10 protein-coding genes are annotated in these 9,763 nt (G+C 70.9%); 5 read left to right on the forward strand and 5 right to left on the reverse strand.

Features of this window, described 5'->3' with window-relative positions; translation table 11 throughout:
• Positions 1–15: 15 nt before the first annotated feature.
• Positions 16–1,137 carry a polysaccharide export protein gene (locus D7W82_RS35650; RefSeq protein WP_120622571.1) on the reverse strand — a complete coding sequence of 374 codons (1,122 nt, stop codon included), beginning with the start codon at positions 1,135–1,137 and terminating at the stop codon, positions 16–18.
• A gap of 252 nt (positions 1,138–1,389) precedes the next feature.
• On the opposite strand from D7W82_RS35650, the gene D7W82_RS35655 reads away from it, so the two are divergent.
• Both D7W82_RS35655 and D7W82_RS35660 read left to right on the forward strand, forming a co-directional pair.
• On the forward strand, positions 1,390–2,343 hold the full coding sequence (locus D7W82_RS35655) for a GNAT family N-acetyltransferase (protein WP_120622572.1): 954 nt from the start codon (positions 1,390–1,392) through the stop codon (positions 2,341–2,343).
• A gap of 30 nt (positions 2,344–2,373) precedes the next feature.
• On the forward strand, positions 2,374–3,240 hold the full coding sequence (locus D7W82_RS35660) for a hypothetical protein (protein WP_120622573.1): 867 nt from the start codon (positions 2,374–2,376) through the stop codon (positions 3,238–3,240).
• A gap of 6 nt (positions 3,241–3,246) precedes the next feature.
• Here the strand turns inward: D7W82_RS35660 and D7W82_RS35665 are convergent, their stop codons facing one another.
• Positions 3,247–4,419 carry a zinc-dependent alcohol dehydrogenase gene (locus D7W82_RS35665; protein WP_120622574.1) on the reverse strand — a complete coding sequence of 391 codons (1,173 nt, stop codon included), beginning with the start codon at positions 4,417–4,419 and terminating at the stop codon, positions 3,247–3,249.
• A 170-nt stretch (positions 4,420–4,589) separates the two neighbouring features.
• On the opposite strand from D7W82_RS35665, the gene D7W82_RS35670 reads away from it, so the two are divergent.
• A complete protein-coding gene (locus D7W82_RS35670) occupies positions 4,590–5,432 on the forward strand; it encodes an AraC family transcriptional regulator (protein WP_233588139.1) in 843 nt (280 codons plus the stop codon).
• Between the two features lie 46 nt (positions 5,433–5,478).
• A complete protein-coding gene (locus D7W82_RS42245) occupies positions 5,479–6,705 on the forward strand; it encodes a hypothetical protein (RefSeq protein ID WP_120622576.1) in 1,227 nt (408 codons plus the stop codon).
• Between the two features lie 13 nt (positions 6,706–6,718).
• On the opposite strand, the gene D7W82_RS35680 is transcribed toward D7W82_RS42245, so the two are convergent.
• On the reverse strand, positions 6,719–8,041 hold the full coding sequence (locus D7W82_RS35680; RefSeq protein ID WP_120622577.1) for a hypothetical protein: 1,323 nt from the start codon (positions 8,039–8,041) through the stop codon (positions 6,719–6,721).
• 14 nt (positions 8,042–8,055) lie between these two features.
• Positions 8,056–8,187: an ATP-grasp domain-containing protein gene (locus tag D7W82_RS41990; RefSeq protein ID WP_233588140.1), complete on the reverse strand. Its 132-nt coding sequence runs from the start codon at positions 8,185–8,187 to the stop codon at positions 8,056–8,058.
• 222 nt (positions 8,188–8,409) lie between these two features.
• Between D7W82_RS41990 and D7W82_RS35690 the strand changes: the two genes are divergently transcribed.
• The gene (locus D7W82_RS35690) at positions 8,410–9,438 is read left to right on the forward strand and encodes a serine hydrolase (RefSeq protein WP_120622579.1); all 1,029 of its coding nucleotides are present in this window, start codon (positions 8,410–8,412) and stop codon (positions 9,436–9,438) included.
• 7 nt (positions 9,439–9,445) lie between these two features.
• On the opposite strand, the gene D7W82_RS40725 is transcribed toward D7W82_RS35690, so the two are convergent.
• The coding region (locus D7W82_RS40725) for a hypothetical protein (RefSeq protein WP_158617787.1) at positions 9,446–9,763 on the reverse strand (318 nt) is incomplete at its 5' end.

The following is a 9,763-nucleotide window of genomic DNA, read 5'->3' on the forward strand; positions in this document are numbered from 1 at the left end:
GTTCGGGGGGGCTCGTCATGGGTTGTCGATGATGATGGTTCTGTCTCCGATATCCACTGCCTGCCAGAGCAGCTGAACTGTTGGCTGGATTTGCTGGATGATGCGATTCCAACGGGTCAGGTCGTGCGCGGAGACGAAAATGACGTCGCGAGGTTGTAATTGGAACTGGGTCGCGAGCAGCAGCGCGTCCGGCGACTTGGCGTCCAGCTTGTAGATGTAGGGCCGGTCGAAGCTGCCGCGGATGACATACACGCGGCCCGGGTTGGAGGTGAGCGGGTCGAAGCCCTCGGTGTCGCCAATGGCTTCCGCCAGGGTCATCCGTCCCTTCACCATCACGCGCGAGGACGGCTTGCGGACCTCTCCCAGCACGAAGACCTTGTTGCGGCTGCGGTCCGCCACGTTGACGATGTCGCCGTCCTGGAGCAGCCAGTTCTGGCTCACGTCCCCCTGTTCGTAGAGGGCCTGCAAATCGAGCGTGAAGGTGGTGCCGCCCCGGCTGAGGGTGACGGTGCGCAGGTCCGCCTCCGGGGCGAAGCCCTTCGCTTGGGCGATGGCGTCCTGCACGCGCAGGGGCACGTCGGTGACGGGCAGGGTGCCGGGGGCCACGACTTCGCCCGTCACCTGGACCTTCTGGCCGCGGAAGCCCACCACGCGCACGTCCAGCTGGGGCTTCTCGATGACGCTCGCCAGGCGCTGGGTGAGCAGCTCGCGGATCTCCCGCAGCGTCTTGCCCGCCACGGGGATGTTGCCCACGTGGGGGTAGAACATGGTCCCGTCCGCCGCCACGGGGTGGCCGGTGGCCTCCGCGGGGCGGAACTCGCCGGCGGGGATGGTGAGCTCCGGGTGGTCCCAGACGATGACGCTCAGCACGTCGTGCGGCGTCACCCGGTAGTCATAGTCCGTGGCCACCCGCGCCAGCGGATCCACCAGCGGCGCGGGCCGCGCCTGCCTGCGCTCCTCCAGCTGGTGGCTGATGAGGGACGCGTCGATGGGAATGATTTCGTAGGCGCCATCCGCGCCGGCGTCTGCCTTTCCCGCGTAGCGCTCCCGGAAGGCGTCCTCGTCCATCTGCATTCCCGGGCCCCAGGCGCATGCGCTCAGGCAAGACACCGCGGCCAGTAACAGGACGTGTTTCATGGACCGGCAATCTTCCGGAGGAAGCGTGCAAGCGTAAGCCCGAACAATGCCAAATGTCTGGAAGCCGCTATGCCTCGCTGGCGAGGTGACACATGCCCTGCCCTGGAGGGCTGGAGTGGAGCGAAGCGCTGGAATCAGGACATCCGCGCCGCACCCCGGGGGGCGGTGACGGACCCGGGTTCCATTCACATACCCTCTGGCTGTCTCGGGCGCTGTCGGGCCCGCTCGTTTCCGCCCGGGGGGGGCGCACCCATGAATCCAGTGGCACCGTGGAGAGCCGTCCTCGTCCCTGACGGAGGCCAACGCGCCGTTTCGTCTGACTACTTCCGCTCCGAGCAGCACCTGCGCGCGGAGGGCGTGACGCACAGCCTCATCGTGGAGGATGGGGAGGGGCGGGCGCTCCGGGTGCCGCTCATCGTGCGGCCCATTGAGGGGACGCGTTACCGGGACGCGATTTCTCCGTATGGCTTTCCCGGGGCGGAGTTGAACGGGCTCTCCGAGGTGCCGGTGGACGCCATCGACTGGCGGGGCACGGAGCTGGTCAGCATCTTCCTGCGCGACCGCATTGGCGGGCCGTACTGTTTCGCGGGCGGGCGGCTGCGCACGGAGGTGTGTCTCATCGACCCGAAGCTGCCGGTGAGGTTCCGCGGCGACCACGGCGCGGACATCCGGCGCAACGCCCGGCGCGGCTACGTCAGCACCGTCGTGCCGGTGAAGGACTCCACGCAGGAGCAGCGCGAGGCGCTCAAGTCCCTCCACCGGCAGACCCTGGCGCGCAACCAGGCCGGGGAGCGGTGCTCCTTCTCCGACGCCTGGTTCGAGGAGGTCTTCACCTGCCCCTTCGCGTGGCTGACGACGACGCGCGCGCCGGAGGGGGCGGTGGCCTCCTCCTCGCTGGTGGTGCTGAGCGACGGGCTCCTGCACCCCTTCATTGGCGGCACCGCGGACGCGTACCTGGCGCACTCACCGGCGAAGAACGAGTTCCCGGTGATGGTGGAGCTGGCGGAGAAGCTGGAGGCCTCCGTCCACCTGGGCGGCGGCGTCCGGCCGGGCGACGGCATCGAGCTGTTCAAGCGCGGCTTCGCCAACGCGATGTCCCGGTTCTACACGCACGACCTCATCTGCGACCCGGAAGCGTACACGCAGCTATCCCAGGGGCATGCGGGCGGGGACTTCTTCCCCGCCTACCGCGCGCCTCGTTCCTGACGTTCCCGTGTCGTTGGTGGAGGGGTTCCCATGGTCCTGTCACTTCCGCAGCTCCGCGATGTCGCGGAGGCCCGCTTCACGTGTCTCACGGAGCGGGAGCTCGCCGAGCGCCGGCGAGAAGAGGGCGTTCGTGTCATCTCCCACCGGGGGCATTACTGGGAGCAGTCGGGGGCGCCCGGCTTCTTCCAGCCGGTGCACCTGCTGGCGCGGCTGACGCCGGAGGAGGCCACGCCCCCCACGCCGCTGGCCTGGGGCTACCGCGCGGCGCTGACGCCGGAGACGGCGAACGCCGCCACCGGCAAGGTGCCCGTGGTGCGGCTGAAGGACCTGGACACGTATGACATGAGCCGGTTGAACTCGAACCGGCGCAGCAAGCTGCGCAAGTGCCAGCGCACGGTGCGCATCGTCCAGCTCACGGGGCCGTCGCTGCTCCTGGAGCAGGGCTATCCCGTGGTGCGGGACGCGCTGACGCGCACGCAGCACAAGAAGATCCCCACGCTGGACGAGTACCTCAAGGGCCTGCGGCAGTACTTCACGTCCGACCACTGGTGCGTGCTGGCGGGGATGGTGGACGACAAGCTGGGCGGCTACCTGGACGGCTACATCGTGGACGGCGTCGCGTATGGCTTCAGCGCCTACTACGCGACGTGGGCGCTGCCGACGAACATCTCCACCGGCCTCATCTACGAGTTCGCGCAGGTCTGCCGCCGGCTGGGGGCCCGGACGCTGGTGGGCGGACTGCATGCCCGCGAGGCGACCCAGCTCGAACAGTTCAAGGACGAGCTGGGCTTCGTCGTGGATCCGGTGCCCATCCAGTGGGGCATGAACCCCCTGGCGCGCGCCTTCATCCGCTGGCGCCGCCCGCACGCGTACTACCGGCTGACGGGCCAGGCCTGACGGGGACTACGGCGTCATCACGACCTTGATGCAGCCGTCCTCCTTGTCACGGAACTTCTTGTAGAGGGCGGGGGCGTCCGCCAGCCGGGCGCGGTGGGTGATGAGCCGCGTCGGGTCGATGGCGCCCGCCTGGATCTTCTCCAGCAGCGGCCGGGTGTAGCGGTGCGTGTGCGTCTGGCCCGTCTTCATTGTCAGGCCCTTGTTGACGAAGGCGCCCATGGGGACCTTGTCCAGGAAGCCCACGTAGACGCCGGGCACGGAGAGGGTGCCGCCCTTGCGGCAGCAGTAGATGGCCTGGCGCAGCGCGTGCGGCCGGTCCGTGGCCAGCTTCACCGCCGCCTTCGCCTTGTCGATGACGGCGTCCAGGCTGCCGGTGCCGTGGGCCTCGGCGCCCACGGAGTCGATGCAGCGGTCCGGGCCGCGGCCGCGGGTCAGCTCCTTGAGGGTCTCGTAGACGTCCTGTTTCGTGAAGTCGATGGTCTCCGCCTTGCCCCAGGACTTCGCGAGCGCCAGGCGCTCCGGCACGTGGTCGATGGCGATGACGCGGCCCGCGCCGAACATCCACGCGCTCTGGATGGCGAACTGGCCCACGGGGCCGCAGCCCCACACGGCCACGGTGTCGCCCTTCTCCATCTGGCAGTTCTCCGCCGCCATGTAGCCGGTGGGGAAGATGTCGGTGAGGAAGAGGACCTGATCCTCGGTGAGGCCGTCCGGAATCTTGAGCGGGCCCACGTCCGCGTACGGCACGCGCACGTACTCCGCCTGGCCGCCGGAGAAGCCGCCCAGCATGTGCGAGTAGCCGAAGAGGCCAGAGGGCGAATAGCCCATCACCTTCGCGGCCATCTCCGCGTTGCGGTTGGAGCGGTCACAGAGGGAGAAGAGGGTCTTCTGGCAGAAGAAGCACTCGCCGCACGCGATGTTGAAGGGGACGATGACCCGGTCGCCCTTCTTGAGCCTGGTGACGCCGGAGCCAATCTCCATCACCTCGCCCATGAACTCGTGGCCCAGGACGTCACCGCTCTTCATGGTCGGCATGTAGCCGTCCAGCAGGTGCAGGTCGGAGCCGCAGATGGCGGTGCGGGTGACGCGGATGATGGCGTCGCGAGGGTCCTCAATCTTCGGGTCGGGGGCGGACTCGTAACGGACGTCGCCGTGGCCATGCCAGCAGATGGCTTTCATCGGGTGCGGCTCCTTGGAAGGAAGGAAAAAGGCTTTGGAGCAAAGCTGGGGACTTGGAACGTGCACGGCCAACGTTCGCGGGCCGTCGCCGCCTGGCCGGCTGGCGCTCGGAAGGGCGGAATTGGTGTCCGGGGATGCAATGGGACCCCTGGCCGATGCAAAAAGGGGGAGTGACCTCCGCACCCGTCCTCGACCTCGGCCGTTACCTGGGCACGCCCCTCCAGCGCGTGGAGGTGGCGGGGCTCGTGCTCACGGAGAGCACGTACGCGCCTGGGGCGCGGTTGCCATCCCACGGGCACCGGCACGCGGGCTTCCGGCTCACGCTGGAGGGGGGCTTCACTGACGTGGTGGAGGGCCGTGCGCGGGAGTGCCCGGCCCGCTCGGTCGCCTTCCAGGCGCCCGGGCTGGAGCACGCGCAGCGCATCCGGGACGTGCGCACGCGCACCTTCAACATCGACTTCTCGGAGGCGTCCTGGCGGTCGCGGAGCGCGCTCGCCGGACGGTTGGATCCGCGGGTGGACCTGACGTCGGCGCGGCTGGTGGCGCTGACGGCGCGCGTGTACCAGGAGTTCCGGCGCGCGGATGACGTGGCGGGGCTGGCCATCGAGGGGCTGACGCTGGAGCTGCTGGCGGAGGCGGTGCGCGCGTCTGCGCCGGTGCGGGCTTGTGCCCCTCCGGCGTGGCTGGGGCGCGTCCGGGAGCTGCTGGACGCGGTGCGCGGAGCTCCGCCCACGCTCGCGGCGTTGGCGCGGGAGGCGGGGGTGAGCCCGCAGCGGTTGGGGCGGGCCTTCCACCAGGCCTACCGGTGCAGCCCGGCGGAGTACCTGCGCCGCTCCCGGCTGGAGCGCGCGGGCAGGGCGCTGCGCGAGACGGACCGGCCCTTGGGCGACATCGCGCTGGACGCGGGCTATTGCGACCAGAGCCACCTGACGCGCGAGTTCCGCCGCCGCCTGCACCTCACCCCGGCGGAGTACCGGCGGCTGGCGGGACGTGCATCCGGTTCCACGCCGTAGGTTTCGTCCAAGACGGCGCCAGGCGGGCGGTCCTATCTCTTCCGCCATGACCCTGGAATCGCATCCCTTCCGCCGCGCCGTGACGCTCCTGTGCGCGGCGCTGATGTGCACTGCCTGCGCGGGTTCCCGGCCCGTCCCGGCGGCTCCTGAGCCGGCCGTGCGCCGCGTGGACTCCGGACGCACGCGGTGGGTGCTGCGTCCGTCGGAGGCGTACGACGCGCTGTGCCTGTTGAACCTGCTGCGGGGCGACGCGTTCTACACGCGCTTCTACCCGGCGGAGTTCCAGCGCTTCTCCGCGCTCCTGGGGACGCGGGAGCAGGCCGCCCTTTCGCACCTCACCGAGCGGATGGCGAAGCAGGGCGGCAAGATGGTGGGGCCGTTCCTGACGCTGGTCTTCTCCGTGACGGAGGCCGCCACGGTGGAGGACCTGGCGGCGACGGTGGCGGACGATGCGGCATGGAGCCGGATGCGCGCGGACTTCCTGGCCACGTCCTACGGGCGCGAGGACGGCTTCGCGGAGATGGAGGCGGTGCGAGGGGACCTGGGGGTCCTGCTGGCGTTCCTCACGCGCGCGGAGTTCCCGCGCGTCTGGCGGGCGGAGTACCTGCCGCAGGTGGAGCAGGCCATCGCGGGGCTGGCGGCGAAGGTGGCGCCGCACGACGTGGTGGGCTGGAACGAAGCGGTGCTGGGACGGGAGCTCCCGGTGCCGGCGTTGAGCGCGCACGTCCTGAAGTTCGCGAAGCCGCACGGCATCCGGGTGACGGGGTGGAACTTCCTCACGGACGCGACCTATCCCGCGGACGTCACCGTGAAGACGGCGGTGCATGAGCTGCTGCATCCGCCATTCACCCGCGAGGGCGAGCTGGACGCGAAGCTGTCCGAGCTGGAGGCGGACCCCTACTTCCAGCGGCTGGTGCGCGAGCATGACCCCGCGTTCGGCTACACCTCCGCGCGCGGCCTGACGGAGGAGGACTGCGCGGAGGCCATCGACGTCTACGTCAGCGAGCGGGAGGGCCTGCTGCGCAACCGGGAGGGCCGGCCGCTCACGGGGGCGGAGTTCTTCCGCGCCCACGACGACGGCATGCACGTCCTGGCCTTCGTCCTCTACGAGGAACTCAAGCGCGCGGGCCCTTCACGCGCGGGGACGTACGAGGCCTTCCTGCTGGGCCTGTTCGAGCGGGGCGTGCTCGAGCCCGGCGGGTTGGAGCGCCGCTTCCGCGCCTCCCAGGGGCACTACCCCGTGAAGGCGCTGGGCGAAGCGGCGGCTCCGTGACGGCTCAGAAGCTTCACGGCGGGGTGTCCTGGGTGGTGGCCTTGTCCAGGCGCTCCTGGAGGGCCTTCCAGCCGCGGTTGCCCGCTTCTCGCGCGCGGTCGAGCGTCTGGCCCGCGCCCTGGGCCACCTGCTCCGGGGAGAGCTGCGCCGTGCGTTGGCGCACCCGGTCCATCCAGACGAGCGGGGCGTAGAGCAACCGCGCCCGCTCCGGGCCCAGCAGGACGGTGAGCACGTGCTCCAGGCCTCCGGCTCGCGCCAGCAGCGTCCGGCCCAGGAGCACCGTCGCGCGGGTCTGCTGGAACAGCGGCAGGCTGTCCCCGTGCTTGCGGAGGGTCTCCGCGTTGTCGTGCACCTCGCGCCGCTCCGCTTCCTCCAGGTAGGGGCTGGCCGCGAGCTTGTCGAGCGACGCCGCCGCCTCTTCGTAGCGTCCGCGCCGGGTGTGGATGAAGGCCCAGCCCCACCACGTCAGCTCGTTCTCCACGCCCAGCGTCTGGAGCGAGCGCAGCCCCTGCTCGATGTCGTCCTCGGCGGCCCGCTCGCGCTTCAGGCCCATGCGGTTCCAGGCGCGCAGGAAGTGCCCGGCCGCGAGCACCGCCTCCCGCGACTGCGCGGGCGTGCCCTGCTGGATGGCGGGGAAGTCTTCCGGGGGAAGGGCTTCCGTCTCGGAGAGGAAGGCGGTCAGCTCCTCCTCGGCGGCGTAGTGGTAGCCCGCCTGGCAGAAGGAAACGCCCCGGCTCGCCCGCACCGCGGCGCGCAGGGGCGCGGGCCAGGAGGGGGTGGGCGTGGCGCGCGACAGCTCGTAGAAGACGAGCTCCGTGGCGGGGATGCGGTCGGACTTCTCCGCGGTGTCCAGCGCCAGCAGGACGGCGGCGAGGAAGGCGTGCTCCTGGCCCGAGTCGTAGCTCGACAGGGGCACGGACGCGCCGTTGGCCCACCGGGTCCACAGCAGGGGGAAGTCGTCCTCGTCGCGCGTCTGGAGCGACTTGCGCGCCTTGTAGAGGGCGATGCCCAGGTCCAGGTAGATGCGGGCCGTCGCGCGCGTCACCTCGTCGTTGACCGGCTTGTCTGGCAACGCGCGCGTTTCGGCCACGGCCTTCCACAGGAGGGCGATCTCCTCCGGGGCCCTGGGGTCGTCGCCCGCGCGCACGGAGAGCTTGAGGGCGCGGTAGGGCACGAGCGCGACGGAGTCACGGAGGCGTTGGTCGATCTCCGCGCGCTCCTTCGCGGCGCGCTCGGCGTCTGTCTTCTGGCAGCCGCCGCACGCGGTGAGTCCCACGAGGAGGAGGGCGGCGATGCGGTGGCGCAGCCCCCGGCTTGCGCGGATGGAGTCCTTCATGCCCGCGCACGGTATCATCCGAGCAGCGCGGCGAAGAGGTCGCGCGGCTCCAACCCGGTCGGCAGCCCGGAGACGCCGCCGTCATTCACCTCCACGTCGAACGGATCCGGCTGGTGCGGGTTGCGACCGAAGAGGAGCGCCTTCACGGCAGGGGAAGCGGGCTTCCGGTGGCCTTTCGTCAGGGGAAGGGCCCACGTGGACGCAAGCACACGCGGGGCCTGACACTGCGCTGGAGGGCGCGGACGCGGGCGGCATGCCGGGCCAACAGGGGCCTTCCAGGGGGCGGGCGGCCTCGCACGGTGATGCCTGACAGAACCGCATCCGGAAGGCTTGCTTCACCGGGCGGCGGGCCCGTAAAGCGCCACTCCATGTCGAACCCTTCCGACCTCCTCCACGCGGAGCTGCGGCCCTACCTGCGCGGCTACCCCACGGCCTCCGTGTGCGCGGCGATGACGTGGCGGGGCGCGCTGCACGTCGAAGGCCTCCGGGGCAAGGGGACGCCTCCGGCCACGGACGCCCTCTTCTCCCTGGGGGCGCTCACGGAGGTCTTCACGGCGGCGCTCCTGTCGGTGATGGCGGAGCGGGGGGACGTGCGGCTCGACGAGCCCCTGGGGAACATGATTCCCGCGTCGCTCCTGAACGACGAGGTCGCGCAGCGCATCACGCTGGAGCAGCTGGCGACGCACACCTCCGGGCTGCCGCACCTGCCGCCGAACCTGGGCGCGGCGCCCGCGAATCCGGACGACCCGTTCGGGCACTACTCCGCGAGCCTGTTCGGCGAGTTCCTGCGCAACTACCACCCCCGGCAGCCGCCGCCGCACCCGTCGTCCGAGTCGTTCCTGGGCATGGGCGTGCTCGGCCACGCGCTCTCCCGGCGCATGGCGCTGAACTACGGGCACCTGATGCGGGATGTGCTCTGCAAGCCCATGGGGCTCGTGGACACCACGGCGCGCGTCACGGAGGAGCTGGCCCCGCGCCTGTTGCAGGGTCACACCGCGCGAGGCAAGCCCGTGCCGCCGTGGACCTTCCCGGCGCTCCCTGGAGGCGGCGCGATGCACTCCACGGTGGGGGACGTGATGCGCTTCCTGGAGACGAACCTGGGGCGGGGAGAGACGTCCTTCACCAAGGCCCTGTACCGGATGCAGGCGCCCCGGGTGAAGGCCGGGCCCTTCCAGCGCGGCCTGGGATGGAACGTGTCCCAGGTGCGCGGCAAGGACGTGGTGTGGCGCTCGTCGGTGATGGGGGGCTACGTGGGCTTCATGGGGCTCAGCGTCGCGGCGGACGCGGCCGTGGTCCTCCTCGCGGACCACGGCTGGTCGCTGTTCGCGGCGCTGCGGGGGCGCGTGCCCCTGGAGGCGCCGGGGCTCGCGCTGATGTCGCGGTTCCTGCCGCCGTGAGGGGGCTTCAGGGGATGGTGAAGCGGTAGAGCTGGAAGCCGCCCGAGGACGCCATCTCGAAGTCGCGCACGTTGCGTGGGGCGCCGGTCTCGCTGCGCTGCGCGAGCTTGAAGTCGCCGGTGCCGTTGCTGGCCTGGAAGCGGAACTCGTACGGGCCCGGTTCGGTGGGCAGCGGGGCCGCGGACATCTTGGTCACGGCCAGGTTGGCGAAGCCCGGCAGGGGTTCACCGCCAGGGCGGCGCACGGAGCCGATGGCGCGCAGGAAGGGCGAGCCGCCGGTCAGGATGAGGTACTGCGGGTCGGCGGTGCGCGCGGGCTTCGCCGG

The organism is Corallococcus sp. CA049B (assembly GCF_003611685.1).
Lineage (GTDB): Bacteria > Myxococcota > Myxococcia > Myxococcales > Myxococcaceae > Corallococcus > Corallococcus coralloides.

What these genes read in the sequence shown, in the direction of transcription:
- D7W82_RS35650 (WP_120622571.1), bottom strand. Translation starts at nt 1,137, where the DNA reads ATGAAACACGTCCTGTTACTGGCCGCGGTGTCTTGCCTGAGCGCATGC.
- D7W82_RS35660 (WP_120622573.1), top strand. Translation starts at nt 2,374, where the DNA reads ATGGTCCTGTCACTTCCGCAGCTCCGCGATGTCGCGGAGGCCCGCTTC.
- D7W82_RS35680 (WP_120622577.1), bottom strand. Translation starts at nt 8,041, where the DNA reads ATGAAGGACTCCATCCGCGCAAGCCGGGGGCTGCGCCACCGCATCGCC.
- D7W82_RS35690 (WP_120622579.1), top strand. Translation starts at nt 8,410, where the DNA reads ATGTCGAACCCTTCCGACCTCCTCCACGCGGAGCTGCGGCCCTACCTG.
- D7W82_RS35665 (WP_120622574.1), bottom strand. Translation starts at nt 4,419, where the DNA reads ATGAAAGCCATCTGCTGGCATGGCCACGGCGACGTCCGTTACGAGTCC.
- D7W82_RS35655 (WP_120622572.1), top strand. Translation starts at nt 1,390, where the DNA reads ATGAATCCAGTGGCACCGTGGAGAGCCGTCCTCGTCCCTGACGGAGGC.
- D7W82_RS42245 (WP_120622576.1), top strand. Translation starts at nt 5,479, where the DNA reads ATGACCCTGGAATCGCATCCCTTCCGCCGCGCCGTGACGCTCCTGTGC.